This window comes from Sphingopyxis sp. GW821-FHT02C12, from assembly GCF_059421785.1.
The window spans coordinates 2038329-2051873 of sequence record NZ_JBWKVQ010000001.1 but is presented as its reverse complement, the minus strand read 5'-3'; the positions used below and the strand labels follow the sequence as shown (position 1 = coordinate 2051873).

20 protein-coding genes are annotated in these 13545 nt (G+C 67.7%); 8 read left to right on the top strand and 12 right to left on the bottom strand.

Annotation, left to right across the window (positions count from 1 at the left end; translation table 11 throughout):
* The first annotated feature begins 23 nt into the window (after positions 1-23).
* Entirely contained in the window at positions 24-485 is a 462-nt protein-coding gene (locus AC07U1_RS09850) for a hypothetical protein (RefSeq protein WP_495176647.1), read from the top strand.
* 115 nt (positions 486-600) lie between these two features.
* Here AC07U1_RS09850 and AC07U1_RS09845 read toward each other — a convergent pair whose 3' ends face one another.
* Complete coding sequence (locus AC07U1_RS09845; RefSeq protein ID WP_495176648.1) at positions 601-1239, bottom strand: DUF2272 domain-containing protein; 639 nt, start codon at positions 1237-1239, stop codon at positions 601-603.
* Between the two features lie 98 nt (positions 1240-1337).
* Positions 1338-2948 (bottom strand): sulfatase-like hydrolase/transferase, encoded by a 1611-nt coding sequence (locus AC07U1_RS09840; protein WP_495176649.1) that lies wholly within the window; start codon positions 2946-2948, stop codon positions 1338-1340.
* Positions 2949-3071: 123 nt separating this feature from the next.
* On the opposite strand from AC07U1_RS09840, the gene AC07U1_RS09835 reads away from it, so the two are divergent.
* Both AC07U1_RS09835 and AC07U1_RS09830 read left to right on the top strand, forming a co-directional pair.
* Positions 3072-3404, top strand: coding sequence for a hypothetical protein (locus AC07U1_RS09835; protein ID WP_495176650.1), 333 nt, complete (start codon positions 3072-3074; stop codon positions 3402-3404).
* On the top strand, positions 3404-3757 hold the full coding sequence (locus AC07U1_RS09830) for a hypothetical protein (protein WP_495176651.1): 354 nt from the start codon (positions 3404-3406) through the stop codon (positions 3755-3757). Before AC07U1_RS09835 ends, AC07U1_RS09830 begins: the two co-directional genes overlap by 1 nt.
* Positions 3758-3847: 90 nt before the next feature.
* On the opposite strand, the gene AC07U1_RS09825 is transcribed toward AC07U1_RS09830, so the two are convergent.
* Positions 3848-4105, bottom strand: coding sequence for a DUF2171 domain-containing protein (locus tag AC07U1_RS09825; RefSeq protein ID WP_495176652.1), 258 nt, complete (start codon positions 4103-4105; stop codon positions 3848-3850).
* Positions 4106-4254: 149 nt separating this feature from the next.
* On the opposite strand from AC07U1_RS09825, the gene AC07U1_RS09820 reads away from it, so the two are divergent.
* Entirely contained in the window at positions 4255-4929 is a 675-nt protein-coding gene (locus AC07U1_RS09820; protein ID WP_495176653.1) for a hypothetical protein, read from the top strand.
* Between the two features lie 4 nt (positions 4930-4933).
* Here AC07U1_RS09820 and AC07U1_RS09815 read toward each other — a convergent pair whose 3' ends face one another.
* The 6 genes from AC07U1_RS09815 to mnmA form a co-directional block, all read right to left on the bottom strand.
* Complete coding sequence (locus AC07U1_RS09815) at positions 4934-5503, bottom strand: thermonuclease family protein (protein ID WP_495176654.1); 570 nt, start codon at positions 5501-5503, stop codon at positions 4934-4936.
* Between the two features lie 112 nt (positions 5504-5615).
* Entirely contained in the window at positions 5616-5921 is a 306-nt protein-coding gene (locus AC07U1_RS09810; RefSeq protein ID WP_056346131.1) for a hypothetical protein, read from the bottom strand.
* Between the two features lie 55 nt (positions 5922-5976).
* Positions 5977-6669 (bottom strand): DsbA family oxidoreductase, encoded by a 693-nt coding sequence (locus tag AC07U1_RS09805; RefSeq protein WP_495176655.1) that lies wholly within the window; start codon positions 6667-6669, stop codon positions 5977-5979.
* 67 nt (positions 6670-6736) lie between these two features.
* Positions 6737-6880 carry a hypothetical protein gene (locus tag AC07U1_RS09800; RefSeq protein ID WP_495176656.1) on the bottom strand — a complete coding sequence of 48 codons (144 nt, stop codon included), beginning with the start codon at positions 6878-6880 and terminating at the stop codon, positions 6737-6739.
* A gap of 73 nt (positions 6881-6953) precedes the next feature.
* Complete coding sequence (locus AC07U1_RS09795) at positions 6954-7364, bottom strand: hypothetical protein (RefSeq protein WP_056346128.1); 411 nt, start codon at positions 7362-7364, stop codon at positions 6954-6956.
* Positions 7365-7417: 53 nt separating this feature from the next.
* Positions 7418-8554 (bottom strand): tRNA 2-thiouridine(34) synthase MnmA, encoded by a 1137-nt coding sequence (mnmA, locus tag AC07U1_RS09790; RefSeq protein WP_495176657.1) that lies wholly within the window; start codon positions 8552-8554, stop codon positions 7418-7420.
* A 144-nt stretch (positions 8555-8698) separates the two neighbouring features.
* Here mnmA and AC07U1_RS09785 point away from each other — a divergent pair, with 144 nt between their 5' ends.
* Positions 8699-9079 (top strand): hypothetical protein, encoded by a 381-nt coding sequence (locus AC07U1_RS09785; protein ID WP_495176658.1) that lies wholly within the window; start codon positions 8699-8701, stop codon positions 9077-9079.
* 2 nt (positions 9080-9081) lie between these two features.
* Entirely contained in the window at positions 9082-9381 is a 300-nt protein-coding gene (gene sciP, locus AC07U1_RS09780) for a CtrA inhibitor SciP (protein ID WP_056346126.1), read from the top strand.
* A 77-nt stretch (positions 9382-9458) separates the two neighbouring features.
* Here the strand turns inward: sciP and AC07U1_RS09775 are convergent, their stop codons facing one another.
* Positions 9459-9854 carry an Ohr family peroxiredoxin gene (locus AC07U1_RS09775; RefSeq protein ID WP_495176659.1) on the bottom strand — a complete coding sequence of 132 codons (396 nt, stop codon included), beginning with the start codon at positions 9852-9854 and terminating at the stop codon, positions 9459-9461.
* A 156-nt stretch (positions 9855-10010) separates the two neighbouring features.
* Between AC07U1_RS09775 and AC07U1_RS09770 the strand changes: the two genes are divergently transcribed.
* Together AC07U1_RS09770 and AC07U1_RS09765 are read left to right on the top strand one after the other, a co-directional pair.
* The gene (locus tag AC07U1_RS09770; RefSeq protein ID WP_495176660.1) at positions 10011-10478 is read left to right on the top strand and encodes a MarR family winged helix-turn-helix transcriptional regulator; all 468 of its coding nucleotides are present in this window, start codon (positions 10011-10013) and stop codon (positions 10476-10478) included.
* Positions 10479-10898: 420 nt separating this feature from the next.
* On the top strand, positions 10899-11174 hold the full coding sequence (locus tag AC07U1_RS09765; RefSeq protein WP_056346123.1) for a hypothetical protein: 276 nt from the start codon (positions 10899-10901) through the stop codon (positions 11172-11174).
* A 231-nt stretch (positions 11175-11405) separates the two neighbouring features.
* Here the strand turns inward: AC07U1_RS09765 and kynU are convergent, their stop codons facing one another.
* Together kynU and AC07U1_RS09755 are read right to left on the bottom strand one after the other, a co-directional pair.
* Entirely contained in the window at positions 11406-12635 is a 1230-nt protein-coding gene (gene kynU, locus AC07U1_RS09760) for a kynureninase (RefSeq protein WP_495176661.1), read from the bottom strand.
* A complete protein-coding gene (locus tag AC07U1_RS09755; protein WP_495176662.1) occupies positions 12632-13540 on the bottom strand; it encodes an alpha/beta hydrolase family protein in 909 nt (302 codons plus the stop codon). The genes kynU and AC07U1_RS09755 overlap by 4 nt, the downstream gene beginning before the upstream one ends.
* Positions 13541-13545 lie beyond the last annotated feature (5 nt).

Below are 13545 nucleotides of genomic sequence, written 5' to 3'. Positions count from 1 at the left end.
AAATCCATTCCGGGAGTTATATCATGCGTAAGGTCCTCATCATCTTGTCCGCCGGCACGGCGCTGTTCGCCGCCCCCGCCCTCGCGCAGGTCGCGGGCGTCGGCGGGCAAGTCGGGGTCGGCGGCCAGGTCGGCGTCGATACCGGCGCGACGCTCGGCACCGTCAGCGACCGTCTGTCGGGAACCGTCGATCGCGTCGACGGCACCGTGAACCGCACCGTCGACAGCACCAACCTCCGCGTCGCGACGCGCGAGCAGGTGCGCGCGGGCGCCGACATCCGCGATGGCCGCGGCAACAGCATCGGCACGGTACAGAGCGTCGAGGGCGACACCGCGGTCGTCGTGCGCGGCGGCAAGCTCTACAATATCCCGCTGTCCGACATTTACCACGACGCGAGCGGCACGGCGAACGGCCTTGTGACCAGGTTGTCGTCCGGCGAGATCAAGGCCCGCGCGGTCGCGGGTGCCGAGGTCAAGGGCAACTGACCGGCGACGGCGACCCCTCGCATGCCGGGACGTCGCCACGCATCGGGGGCCGGGTGCGCACCCGGCTCCCTTTTGGTTTTGCGCTATGTTACCGAGGCTTGGGTCGTCGCCTGAGTCAGATTTCGCAGGCGAGCACCGATATCCACGGATAGCTTTTGCTCCCGTCCTTGCGCGGAAGCAGTCGTCCATTGCCATCGAGCGATAGCTTCTTGCGGTCCACATTGTGGATGATGTTACCGCCGATGGTAATGGCATGGGTCGTCGTCACCTCGATGACGATATCACCGTGCGACGGATAGAAGCTGTCGGCCTGATAGATCATCTTGGCTTGGTCGTAATCATAGGTTTTGGCATATTCCCGCCCGCCACAGATGATGTCGCCGACCTTCGGCGTATAGGCCGCGGGTTTCATCGCTCGATATCCATAACCGGCGTTGGTCCCCGCGCTCGCCTTCATCGCGGCGTCGATATAGTGACAATGGGCCTGGCTATATTTGAACTTCGTGCCCGCCCCCGCCTTGCGGATGCAGAAAGAAACAAAGGCCGACGACCAGGCCGGCCGGATGCCGCCTTGGACCGTCCGGCCCGTCAGATTGTTGATGTTGATGCTCTTCCAATACTCTTCGACGAATAGATAATAGTCCTTCGCGATTCCCGGATCATCTGTACCCTGGGTTTCGCGTCCCGCACCGTTGTCCCAACGGGCATATTCTGCGAGACAAATCTGAGTAAGATTATCGGTAAATATAGTCATGGCAACGCTCCCCCAAAAATCTATGGCGTCGCGACTCAGTATTTTTTCACCGATCGGAAGAATGAGCGAAAAAGGTTAGAAAGCTAAATCAATATTGTTCAATCGACCGGCGGCACATCCGCGGCCGTCCCCGGAAAGGCGCGGCCCGCGCTGACCGCGATCTCGCCGCCTTCGCGTACCGGGATCACGCTGCGCCCGAACCACACATAGCGCGCCGTCGGCGCGTCGAGGTCGTGGTCGTAGCGCGCCGCCACCGTCGCGCGGTCATACCCCATCCACCCCAGGGTCGCCGGAAAGATCTGGCTCGCCGACCGCCCGCCCCCGGGCGCCGCGGCATAGCGCACCGCCAGCCGGTCGGGCACGAAGGCCACCAGCGGCACGCGAAACTCGTCGGCGACCGGCGCCTGGCTGCAATGCGGCAACGCCCCGGGGGCGAGGTTCTGGCCATGGTCCGACGTATAGACGACCGCGACCGCCTCGCGATCGACCCCAGCGAGCAGCGTGTCGAAGAAACCGCGTTTCGACCAGGCCAGCGCCGTGTCATATTGACGCGCGACCGGCGCGTCGGCGGGGATCGTGCCTGCGGGATAATGGTCGCGATACTGGAAATGGACACCGCGCAGCACCACCAAGGCAAAGCTTTTCCCCGGCGATTTCATTTGCGCGTTCAGCATCCGGGCGATCCGCCGGTCGGTGTCGATGCCCCCCGCCATCGACCGGAAATCGTCGATCAGTGCGCGTTCGGGCGGCAGCAGCAAATTCTGCGGCGCCCCCGCGGTCTGCCCGTCGATCAGGATCGTGCGATACCCGGCGCGCTTCGCATAGCCCCAGATCGACGGCGTCGCCCGCAGGTCGCTGTCCTTTCCGACATGCCGCACGTCGACCCCCGACCGCAGCGCGACCTGTGCCGGCGCGCTGCAATGCCCCAGCGCCGCCGCCACGCCGAAGTCCCGATGCGCCACACCGTGTAGCGACGGAGCGATCAACCGCGCGAAGGGTGCCGCCGCGACGCTTTCGTCGATCAACCAGACAATATGCCGCGGCGCATCGCCGGTATCGGGCACCAGGGTCACCGCTTCGCGCATCGGCGGCGGCGCCGCGCTCGCGAGCTCCCATGCCAGCCCGTACAGATTGCGCTCGGCGCCTTCGGGCCAGCGGTCGAGCGGGCGGATCAGCAATCCGGGCAACAGGAACAAGGCGGCGCCGGCCCAGGCGAAGATCCGGCCGGCGGGCAGCCGCCCGGATCGCAGCAGCATGGACCGCGCGCCCGCGAACAAGGCGACCGCCGCCGCCGCCTGCACGGCCGCCAGCATGAACGCCCCGCCGAATGCACCCGCGGCATTGCCCGCCTGCCGCGCCTCGGCCGCCATCCACGCGAGCGTGCCCGCGCCCATCAATTCGCTGACCAGCCCGCTATAGCCATGGTTGACGAGGATCGAGACCCCGGCGAGACCGAGCAGCAGCATCGCCCAGCGCCGCGGCAGCCAGGCCAGCGCCGCGAGCAAACCGGTCGCCTGCACCGCGAGGACGGCAAAGGCGCCGACGGCATTGCGCGGGTCGCCCGCCGCGAGGCGGTAGACGACGTCGTGGGTCAATTGATACCGGTTGGCGACGGCATAGCCGGCCGCGAACAACAGCAGCCCGGCGGCGACCCGCCATGCCCCGCTTGCTGCGCCCTGCGATCGTCGCTGTTTCGCCCAATTCCCCATACGCGCGCCGAGTTAGGGCAAACTCGTTGAAAAATAGCAAAAAGATGTGCCGCGTCCGCAAGCTGGCCTGCCCGCCCCCGTTGCGATAGGATAGGCCGGCGCGACGATGAGGAGGCCGACACGATGAACGGTGCCGCCGACAGCGAAAACGCGGGCGAGCGGCTGTACGCCGCCGCGGTCGCCCACGCCCAAAGCCGTGGCTTCCACCTCGGCGACGGCGCCGATCAATATTTTCGCCAACGATCCGGCGACGCCGCTCGGCAACTGGCGGGTGCGGCGAACGACGATGGCTTCGACCTCGCCATCGCCAACGCGCGCGCGCTGATCGACGCGATGATCGCCGCGCGCCCGGCGGCCTATGCCGACGATCCCGACCGGCTCGCGTCGGACATCATCGGCGAAGTCACCCTCGGCGAAGCCCTCGCACGGCTCTGCCCGATCTGGCCTTTCTGCTGATGGCCTTCGACGAGCGCACCGGCGCCGCTTTCGGCGCGGCGAGCGACACGGTGAAGCAATTGCTGGCTCTCGCGACGGCGTCGATCGGCGGCGCGATCGCCTTGTTCGACGACGGCGCCAAAGCGGGCATCGACTTCGGCCCCGCCGACCTCTGGGTCCGGGTCGGGCTGATGCTGCTGGCGTTCAGTGTGCTGGGCGGGCTGATGGCGCTCGGCGCGATCGCCGGACAGCTGGGCAGCGACAAGGTCGATACCCCCAGCAGCTATGCCCCCGGACTCCGCCTGTTCTACGGACTCCAGCTGCTCGCCTACGGTCTCGGCGTCGTCGCGCTCGTGGTCCACGCGGTCGGCTAGCAACGAAAACGGCCCACCCCGCGCGTCGGCGGGATGGGCCGGTTTCGATGCCGTGGCGGCGCGCGGTCCGCGCCGCCAACCCGCTCTTGCTTATTCGGCCTCCTCGAACAGGTCGACCGCATTGGCGGCGGTCGCCGACAGGCGGATCGTGTCGCCGTCGACCGACGCGACGAGCCCGGCGGGCAGATAATGATGCTTGCCGCCCTCGCCGTCTTCGGCCTGCGGGCTGTCGGCCTTGGTCAGCTTGATGCGCTCGCCGTCGAGATGGTCGACGGTACCGACATGGACACCGTCGGCGCCAACGACAGTCATATTTTCCTTGATCGCGCTATGGTCATGCTCTGCCATGGGGAGTCTCCTTGCCGCTCGCGGGGGCTGTTCCGGGCGAGTCCTGCGCATCATACGCCCGATCCTGGCATTCGATCCACCGGCTTCGACGATCCGCCCCAAAGCCGCGTTCGCCTTTCATTCGGGCGCGAAGCGACTAAGCTCGGCGCATGCGTTTCCCGGCCCTCTTCATCGCCCCCTTCATCGCCCTGGCGCTCTTCGCCGCGCCCCCCGCCGCCGCCTGCTCCCCCGCCCCCGGCTACCGCGTGCCGACCAATATGGAGCTCGTCGGACAGGCCGACCTGATCCTGCTCGCGACGGTGAGTCCCGGCGATTTCGAACCCGACGGCCCGCCGACCCAGCAAATCCTGCTGGAACCCGTCGCAGCGCTCAAGGGGACGATCCCCGACGGGCCGCTGGCGCTGTCGGCGATGATCGCGACCGATGCCGAGGCGATGCTCAGCAACCCCTATGAGCTGAACGAGGCGCATCCGCAAAGCTACACCGGATCGTGCACCCGCTACGCCTTCCCCAGCGGATCGCGCGTGCTTTTCTTCCTCACCAAAGAGGACGGCCATTGGCGCGAAGCCGGCGGCCCGTTCAGCCGCTGGGCCGAGGACGTACTCACCGACGATGCGCCCTGGCTGCGGCTCGTGCGCTTCTATCTCGAGGTTCAGGCGCTGCCCGAGGCCGAGCGCGACGCGGCGCTCGCCGAACGCCGCGCTTTTTGGGGTGCGCTGGGCGACGATCCGGTCGCGCAATTGATGGCGCAGGACATCGGCCGCCAGCTCGCGGGTCCGAACCCGCCGCTGCGCGGCGAACTGCCGCCGGCGCCCGAAGACTGAACCGTCAGCACCACGGCTGCCGCGCCCCTTCCCACCGCCTCGCCAGCCCCTCGCCGACAAGCACATCGCCGACACTCGCGCCGCCGCGCGTCACGATGCGCAGCTTGCGCCCGTAACGATCGCCGCCGCGCCCGGCACTTTCGAGGCTGAAGGACCCGGCGTTCAACCACGCCTGCAGCCGCCGGGTCGCCGCCCTGCCCAGTGCCGCCTCTTCCGCGCAGCGCGACGGATGCGTTTCGGGCGTATCGATGTCGGCGATGCGATATTTCTCGCCCGCGAACCAGAAGGTGTCGCCGTCGACGACACAGTCGCGCCCGCCCCCGCTATGACAGAAACCGAACCGCGCGGCATGGCGGCCGCCCGGCATCACCGGCGCTGCCCGAACTGCAAGGCCGTCGCCCTTGGCGCCATCGGCGAGAGCGGGCGAGAATTGCAGCGCCGCCAGCGTTCCCAGAAAGCCCAGCGCCATGACCGGCGTGATCCACCGGATCGCGCCGACTCCACCGCTGGAGCGTGCCGGTTTGCGGTGCCGCCGCTGGCGGCGATGGGTCGAAAGAAAATCGGGTCCGGCCATACCGCGACCCTGCCATCACCCGCATGCCAAAATCCCGACTGGCCCGCTCCGCTATGGCGGCGACCGCCGTCAGATTGCGCCGCAGCGGTGCCGGATGGGACGAAAACAGGCGTCAGGGCGCGCCGCGCGGCTCATCGTCCTCGATGCCGCCTTCGCCGAGTTCGCCATCCTCGTCGTCGTCGCTGCGTTCGCCGCGATAGGCGCCCATGTCGATGCGGCCCGAGCGTTCCATCTGGCGCATATGATCGACCAGATCCTGCATGTCGTCGCTGTCGCCCGGCCCTTTCGCCTTGACGCTGTCGCCCAGCGGCCGCGCGCGCCGCGCCGCCTCGGCGACGGTCTGCGCCTGCGCTTCCTCGTCCTCCTGCTCGCGGTTGACCGCTTCGGGGGCTTGGTCTTCGCGAGGTTCGTCGATCATGGCCGGCTCCTTGATGGGGATGACCGATCAACGCACCGCGCGCGCCCTCCGTTCCTCAGGCCGCGTCGGCCAGCACCTTGCGCTCGATCACCCGGATGAAGACCTCGGGGTCCTGCGCGCCGGGCACGAGCATCCGTCCGCCGAGGATGAAGGCGGGCACGCCGGTGATATTCTGGTCGGCCCAATAGGCCTCCTCGGTGCGCACCATCTCGCCGAACTCGTCACCACTCAGAATCGCCGCGGCGCGCGCGCGATCGAGCCCGACCGACGCCGCAACATCGGCAAGCACCGCATGATCGCTCACATCGCGGTTGTCGGTGAAATGCGCCTTGAACAGCGCGAGCTTGAGCGCGGTCTGCACCCCCGTCGCCTCGGCCTGCTCGGGGTCCTCGCGCGACCCCGCCCAGGTCAGCAACCGGTGGGCGTCGAAACTGTTGCGCATCCGGAAACCCGGCCCGCGGTTGAAGGCGAAACCCAGGTCGGCCGCGACCCCCGCCATCTTGCCGCTGTTGGCGCGGCTCTGTTCGGCGCTGACGCCATATTTGCGCATCACATGGGCGGCGGCATCCTCGCCCTCGGGCGGCATGTCGGGGTTGAGTTCGAAGGGATGCCATTGCACCCGAAACTCCAGCCGCCCGGAAAAATGCGCCATCACAGTCTCGAACTTCAGCCAGCCGATGATGCACCAGGGGCACATCACGTCCGACACGATATCGACGCTGAGACGCGGAAGCGGGGCTTGGGTCATGACGGGGCCTTTCACTGGCCCAGCCTAGCCCCCCGAATTTCCGGACGCCACCCCCGATCGGAACCGCCTAAAAGACGATGCGGCGATCGCTACCCGACCGGCGATCGACGCCCGAACGACGTTCGGGTCCGCGATAATCGGGGTCGTGCGCCTGGCGCCGATCCTCGGCACGGCGCCCCGGGCCGCCACGCTTGTTCTGTTGGGTTTCCATCTGGTCCCTCCTTTACCGCCCACGGCAAGAAGAGGACCATCGCAGAAGGGCGATGAAAAATGGTTAATCCGGTTCAGCCGAGGGGATCGGCCGGCGCCGGCGCCGGGCGCGACAACACCCACCAGCTGCCGACCATCAACAGCACCGACAGCGCCTCGATGATCATCCCCTGCACGATTCCGAAATTGGTCGGATCGCCCAAAGCGACTCCGATCAGCCTGCCAGTGAGCGCGGTACCATATAGCGCCGCCGGCACCAGCAACGCCCGCACCCACCCCGGCATCAGCACACCAAGCGCCGCCGATCCTGCCGACACGAGGAAGAAGGACGACAGGTCGGCGCGCAAGGTGTTGATCGCGACGCCGCTGATCGTGAAGCCGAAGGTTTCCGAATAGCTCGCCGGATCGATCACCCCGCGTGCCCCGATCATGAAGAAAAACACCGCCCACAACAGGACGGCGCCGCGCAAGACCCAGTTGACCATTTTCTTCTCCCCTGTCTGCCCACAGGCTGCGGCATCGGGAGCGAATGTGCAATCTATTCCGCGGCGAACGTCGCTTCGATCCAGCCGCCGCCCAGCACGCGCGACGCGTCTCCGGCATCGTAAAGCACCGCCGCCTGTCCCGGTGCGACGCCATATTCGGGTTCGGCGAAGATCAGGCGCTCGCCTTCGACCCGCGCCGCCACCGGCCGCGCCATGCTGCGGACCTTCGCCAGCACGTCGCGCCCGTCGACATCGCCGAGCCAGTTCGCCTCGCCCAGCCGCGCCCTCGACACCGCCAGCGCGCGCCGCGGCCCGACGACGACACGCTTCGCCTCGGCCTCCAGCCGCACGACATACAGCGGCTCGGCCTGCCCGCCGATCTCGATCCCGCGCCGCTGCCCGACCGTATAATGAATGAGGCCCTTGTGCGCGCCCAGCACGGTGCCGTCGACATGGACGATCTCGCCCTGGTCGTCGGCTTCGGGGCGGAGCTTGCGGACCAGCGTCGCATAGTCGCCGTCGGGGACGAAGCAGATGTCCTGGCTGTCGGGCTTGCCCGCGACGCCGAGGCCCAGGTCGCGCGCAATCTCGCGCACGACGCTCTTCTCGAGTCCGCCGAGCGGAAAGCGCAAAAAGTCGAGCTGGTCCTGCGTCGTCGCGAACAGGAAATAGCTCTGGTCGCGCGCCGGATCGACCGCGCGGTGCAGCTCGGCACCCGCAGACCCCATCACCCGCCGCACATAATGGCCGGTCGCGAGGCAGTCGGCGCCCAACTCCTTCGCCAGCGCGAACAGGTCGGTGAACTTCACCCCCATGTTGCACCGCACGCACGGGATCGGCGTCCGCCCCGCCAGATATTCATCGGCGAACTGGTCGATCACCGTATCGCGAAAGCGGCTTTCATGGTCATAGACATGATGCGCGAAACCCAGCCGGTCGGCGACCGCGCGGGCATCTTTGATATCCTGCCCGGCGCAGCAGGCGCCGACGCGCTTCGCCTTGGCGCCATGGTCATAGAGTTGCAGCGTCACCCCGATCACCTCGGCGCCCGATCGCGCTGCGAGCGCCGCGACAACGCTCGAATCGACTCCGCCCGACATCGCGACGACGATTCGCCGATCCTTCAGCGGCTCGGCGAGCTGGAAGTCGGCCCGGGCGAGCCCGGCGGGGGAAGAAATCAGCGTGGCCATGATCGCCGCCATCTAGGGACGATGCGCCGAAAATACCAGCTTTTCCGCGCCACCTGTCAAGATATTGACGCGGGTTAAGCTTCGCTAACGAGGGATGAAACGGGCATTTACGGGACCTTAGGCGGTCGGGGGTAGACCGGCCTCATGAACCTCGCCCCGTCCGACCTTCCGCGCCTTGCCGGTGCCGCCAGCCTGTCGAAGCCCGGCTTCGATATCATCCTGGCCGTCTCCGCCGCGCGTCAGGCGATGCTGCCGACCGCCGGTCTGCTGCATGAGCGGACAGCACGCGACGGTCGCGCCGACCTCTCGTCGGCGCGGCGCGCGATGCTGTGTGGAACGATGGCGGGATCATGGGCGTTCGGGCCGCGGCCGGCACGCTTTTTCGACCTGTCGGAAGAAGTGACCGTTCTGCCGGAAACTGTGAACAGCCTGTTTACCAGAGGATTTCAGCCGATGTTGAACTCCTCCACAGTAGACATGCTCGCGTCGGATGCCCCCCTGTCCGACGGCGAAAAAGTGGAATGAATATGATCGAAAATCAGAAAATCCGTCCGGCTCAAGTCATTGGCCCCCTCGGGGAGCCGCTGACGATCGATTCGCTGCCGCCGCCGAACACGACTCGCTGGGTCGTGCGTCGCAAGGCCGAGGTCGTCGCGGCCGTTAACGGCGGCCTGCTGACCGTCGACGAGGTGTGCGAACGCTATTCGCTGACGCTCGAGGAATTCGCGAGCTGGCAGCGCTCGATCGACCGCAGCGGCATGCCGGGCCTGCGCGTCACGCGCATCCAGCACTATCGCGACCTCTATGAGCGCCAGCAGCGCTTCTGATCGCGCGAGCAAAAAAAAAGGGAAAAGGGCGCCCGCGGGGCGCCCTTTTTTTGTCCGTCGATGACGGGCGGATGATCTCAGGCGAGGTTGAGCTCGACCTCGATATTGCCCGCAATCGCCTTCGAATAGGGGCAGACCTTGTGCGCGGCTTCGATCAGTTCGCGCGCCACTTCGCGGTCGATCCCGGGAACGGCGACGTCCAGCCGCGCGCGCAGTTCAAAACCGCCACCACGGTGGAGCAGGTCGATCGTCGCATCGATCGAGGGGGTTTCGGGCAGCGCGATCTTGCACTGGCCGGCGACGAGCCCGACCGCGCCGAGGAAGCACGCCGACCAGGCGGCGGCGAACAGCCGCTCGGCGGCCGGATGCGGTTCGGGCAGCTCGATTTCGAACGCGCCATCGGTGCTGCGCGCATAGCCTTCGGCGCCGCCGACGGTGTGGGTGGAGCCGCTGAACAGGATTTTATCGGTCATGGTCGTTTCCTTGCGAAGAGGGGGATATGTATTTAAATCGTGCCCGATTAGATCGGATACGATTTAAATACATATCCCGATATCCGATGTCAACCCTCTTCCGATTTAATCGTATACGATCTATATACGGCATCCGAATCCGCCGTGGAGACCGCCATGACCGCCCCCGAAAAATTCCCCGCCAAAGCGCCGGGACTCGCCGACTTCCTGTGCTTCGCCGTCTATTCGGCGAACCTCGCCTTTGGCCGCGCCTATAAGCCGATCCTCGACGAACTGGGGCTGACCTACACCCAATATATCGCGCTGGTCGCACTCGGCGACGGCGACGAGCAGACCGTCGGCGCGCTCGGCGAGAAACTATTTCTCGAATCGAACACGCTGACGCCGCTGCTCAAAAAGCTCGAGTCGGCGGGCTATATCCGCCGCCGCCGCGACCCAGAGGACGAACGTCAGGTCCGGCTCAGCCTCACCGCCGCCGGCCGCACGCTGGTCGACCGGGACCCCGGCTCCGCCGCGCTGTTCGCCGCCACCGGCCTCGGCGACGATTTCCGCGCCGTGCAGCAATCGGTGATCAGGCTCCGCGACAATCTGGTCCGCGCCACGCGCGGAGAGGCAAAGGAGTGAACGAGCGGGCAGATCGACGCATGTGATCCGGGACGTCGCGCGACCGGTGTGGATAAAGCCTCCACAACGCGCGGTATCGGGGAAACGACAGACGCCGCCGACGCCGCACGGTGGCCCCGTCTCCTGAATCGCCGTGAGACGAGCGGGTTCAGAAGACGGGGTTGCCGACACTACGCGGGGCTCGTCGCCGGGTTGCGCGGCGCTCCGTCCACCCGAAGGTGAGATCGCACCATCGCGCCTTTTGGCCGGCGCCGGGCCGATCCGCATCGCCAGTCCCAAGCCTGATCCGTCCCATGCCGGCCGGCCCTTTTCTCAATTTTCGACAGAAATCCACGCAATTCCCGCTATTTGACATTTTCTTTGCAACCCAATCATTCATCCGGCGTTAACCCCCCAAGTCAACCACGGGAGTCACCGACTATGCGTAAGATCCTCATTACCCTCGCCGCCACCTCGGCCCTCGCGCTCGGCGCCTGCCAGAGCCCGGCCGCCGACAAGGTCGAAGACCAGGCCGAAGCCAAGGCCGACGCGATCGACGCCCAGGCCGACGCGATGCCCGAAGGCGCCGCGAAGGAAGCGACCGAAGCCAAGGCCGACGCGGTCGAAGCGGCGGGCGAAGAAAAGGCGAACGCCATGGACGACAACGGCGAAATCGCCCCGTCGGAAGTGCCCGGCGCGACGCCCGAAAAGAAATAACAGGGCTGCCTCCCCTAAAGGGCAGGGTGAAGGGCGCCGGATCGATTCCGGCGCCCTTTGTCGTGCGCGCGATTTTTTCGGACAATGTCCGGACCTGTGACGCGCGTCACCGCGCCGTGCCTCCGCGCCGGCTAATCGGGTCATGTGGACGGGGGCACCGCCCGACCGGCCACCGCTACACCCTCCCGCCGCCGTCTTGCGACCCGCGGCGGCGGGAGGGACTAGCCTCCTTCACGTCACCACTGCCCGCGCCCGATATTCCGCCCGGTCCCACGCGCCCGTCGCGATGACATCGACCAGCGCCTCGCCCGCGCGCCACACCTCCTCATGGCTCAGCGTCAGCGGCGTCAGCCCAAAGCGCGCCACGTCGGGCGCGCGGAAATCGCCGACGATATCGCGCGCGATCAGCGCCTGGACGATGGCATGGGCCTCGGGATGGCGGAAACTGATATGGCTGCCGCGCGCCGCGGGATCGCGCGGCGTCACGCAGTCGAGCTCCGCCCGCGTCCCCGCCGCGAGCAGAATATCGAACAGCGCCGCCGACTTCGCCTCGATCGCCGTCAGGCTGGCGCCCTGCCACAGCCGCAGCCCGGCCTCGAGCGCGCCCATCGCCAGCATCGGCGGAGTCCCGGTCAACCAGCGCTTGATGCCGTCGGCGGGCGCGTAACCGTCGGCGAAACCAAAGGGCGCGGCATGCCCCATCCACCCCGACAGCGGGTTGGCCAGCGCCGCCTGCCAGCGCTTCGCGACGAACAGGAACGCCGGCGCACCCGGGCCGCCGTTCAGATATTTGTAACCGCAGCCAACCGCCAGATCGGCGCCTGCGGCGTTCAGGTCGACCGCGACCGCCCCCGCGCTATGGCTGAGGTCCCACAGCATCAGCGCCCCCGCCGCCTGCGCCCGCGTGGTCCACGCCGCCATGTCGAAGCGCGCGCCGCTCTTGTAATGCACATGCGTCAGCAGCAGCAGCGCGGTGTCGTCGCCCAGCGCCTCGGCCAGCCGCTCGCGCGGCACGACGCGCAGTTCGGCGCCCGCGACGCACCCGACTGCGCCCGCCGCGATATGCAGGTCGGTCGGGAAATTGCCCGCCTCGCTCACCACCACCCGCCGTTTCGGATCGCGGCGCCCGGCGTCGCGCAAGCCCGCGACGATCAGCTTGAACAGGTTCACGCTCGTCGAATCGCACGCGATCACCTCGTCGGCCGCGGCGCCGATCAGCGGCGCGATCAGCCCGCCGATCCGCGCCGGCGCGTCGATCCACCCCTCGTTCCAGCTGCGGATCAGCCGCTCGCCCCATTGCCGCGTCACCATGTCGGCGCTCGCCGCGACGCTGTCCGCCGGCAGCATGCCCAGCGAATTGCCGTCGAGATAGATCAGCCCCTCGGGCGCCGCAAAGCGTGCGCGCAGCGGCGCCAGCGCATCGGCCGCATCCAGCGCCCGCGCCTCGTCCAGCGTCGTCATGGCGCCGCCATCCCCAGCGCCTGCAGGATCGCCGCGCGCTGCTTGCCCCAGCTGACGCTGTCGGGCGCGATCAGTTCGACATGCCCTTCGCCCGGGGTCACCGCCATCGTCACCGTCCGCCCGCGCTTCGCCATCGCGGCGATATAGGCCGCCCCGGTCGCGGGCGGGGTGATCGGGTCGCGGTCGTTGTTGAACTGCATCTCCACCGCGTCGCCCGGCGGCATTTCGGGCGGCGAGGTCCGCGCATATTCGCCGCGTGCCATCGCGGCCGGCGCCTCGGCCCCGCAGGCATGATCGACGCTCTGTGCGCCCGCGCGCAGGTCGGGCAGTCCGCCCTGGCTGATCGCGACGTCGATCCGGATCGGGTCGGCCCCGCGCAGCGCATCGTCCGCCGCCAGCCCCGGCCGCCGCGCCAGCCACAAAGCCAGATGCCCGCCCGCGCTATGCCCGATCGCGATCCGCGGCGCGTCGGTCTTCAGCCGATATTTCGCCCCCGCGCGCGCGAACAGATCCGCCGCCGCGCCGACATCCTGATAGGTCCCCGGATAGCCGCCGCCGCGGTCGACCCCGCGATATTCGATGTTCCACACCCCGACGCCGTGCGATCGCAGGTCATCGGCGATCCAGTTCATGATGTCGCGCTCCGCGACCGCGGTCTGCCAGCACCCGCCATGGAGCATGATCACCGCCGGAAACGGCCCGTCCCCCTTCGGCACCCAGACATCGACGACCTGCAGCGCGTCCTTGCCATAGGACAAGGTCGCATCGGGCTTCGGCTGCGGCCGGTTCAGCAAATCGCCCCACCCCATGATCGGTTTCTGCATCGCCGCGCCCTCTTCCGTCGCCGCGGGCGCCGAGCAGCCGACCAGCGCCGCCGCGAGCATCGCCATCGCGGTCATCCGCATCGCCA

What these genes read in the sequence shown, in the direction of transcription:
- AC07U1_RS09850 (WP_495176647.1), top strand. Translation starts at nt 24, where the DNA reads ATGCGTAAGGTCCTCATCATCTTGTCCGCCGGCACGGCGCTGTTCGCC.
- AC07U1_RS09845 (WP_495176648.1), bottom strand. Translation starts at nt 1,239, where the DNA reads ATGACTATATTTACCGATAATCTTACTCAGATTTGTCTCGCAGAATAT.
- AC07U1_RS09840 (WP_495176649.1), bottom strand. Translation starts at nt 2,948, where the DNA reads ATGGGGAATTGGGCGAAACAGCGACGATCGCAGGGCGCAGCAAGCGGG.
- AC07U1_RS09835 (WP_495176650.1), top strand. Translation starts at nt 3,072, where the DNA reads ATGAACGGTGCCGCCGACAGCGAAAACGCGGGCGAGCGGCTGTACGCC.
- AC07U1_RS09830 (WP_495176651.1), top strand. Translation starts at nt 3,404, where the DNA reads ATGGCCTTCGACGAGCGCACCGGCGCCGCTTTCGGCGCGGCGAGCGAC.
- AC07U1_RS09825 (WP_495176652.1), bottom strand. Translation starts at nt 4,105, where the DNA reads ATGGCAGAGCATGACCATAGCGCGATCAAGGAAAATATGACTGTCGTT.
- AC07U1_RS09820 (WP_495176653.1), top strand. Translation starts at nt 4,255, where the DNA reads ATGCGTTTCCCGGCCCTCTTCATCGCCCCCTTCATCGCCCTGGCGCTC.
- AC07U1_RS09815 (WP_495176654.1), bottom strand. Translation starts at nt 5,503, where the DNA reads ATGGCCGGACCCGATTTTCTTTCGACCCATCGCCGCCAGCGGCGGCAC.
- AC07U1_RS09810 (WP_056346131.1), bottom strand. Translation starts at nt 5,921, where the DNA reads ATGATCGACGAACCTCGCGAAGACCAAGCCCCCGAAGCGGTCAACCGC.
- AC07U1_RS09805 (WP_495176655.1), bottom strand. Translation starts at nt 6,669, where the DNA reads ATGACCCAAGCCCCGCTTCCGCGTCTCAGCGTCGATATCGTGTCGGAC.
- AC07U1_RS09800 (WP_495176656.1), bottom strand. Translation starts at nt 6,880, where the DNA reads ATGGAAACCCAACAGAACAAGCGTGGCGGCCCGGGGCGCCGTGCCGAG.
- AC07U1_RS09795 (WP_056346128.1), bottom strand. Translation starts at nt 7,364, where the DNA reads ATGGTCAACTGGGTCTTGCGCGGCGCCGTCCTGTTGTGGGCGGTGTTT.
- mnmA (WP_495176657.1), bottom strand. Translation starts at nt 8,554, where the DNA reads ATGGCCACGCTGATTTCTTCCCCCGCCGGGCTCGCCCGGGCCGACTTC.
- AC07U1_RS09785 (WP_495176658.1), top strand. Translation starts at nt 8,699, where the DNA reads ATGAACCTCGCCCCGTCCGACCTTCCGCGCCTTGCCGGTGCCGCCAGC.
- sciP (WP_056346126.1), top strand. Translation starts at nt 9,082, where the DNA reads ATGATCGAAAATCAGAAAATCCGTCCGGCTCAAGTCATTGGCCCCCTC.
- AC07U1_RS09775 (WP_495176659.1), bottom strand. Translation starts at nt 9,854, where the DNA reads ATGACCGATAAAATCCTGTTCAGCGGCTCCACCCACACCGTCGGCGGC.
- AC07U1_RS09770 (WP_495176660.1), top strand. Translation starts at nt 10,011, where the DNA reads ATGACCGCCCCCGAAAAATTCCCCGCCAAAGCGCCGGGACTCGCCGAC.
- AC07U1_RS09765 (WP_056346123.1), top strand. Translation starts at nt 10,899, where the DNA reads ATGCGTAAGATCCTCATTACCCTCGCCGCCACCTCGGCCCTCGCGCTC.
- kynU (WP_495176661.1), bottom strand. Translation starts at nt 12,635, where the DNA reads ATGACGACGCTGGACGAGGCGCGGGCGCTGGATGCGGCCGATGCGCTG.
- AC07U1_RS09755 (WP_495176662.1), bottom strand. Translation starts at nt 13,540, where the DNA reads ATGCGGATGACCGCGATGGCGATGCTCGCGGCGGCGCTGGTCGGCTGC.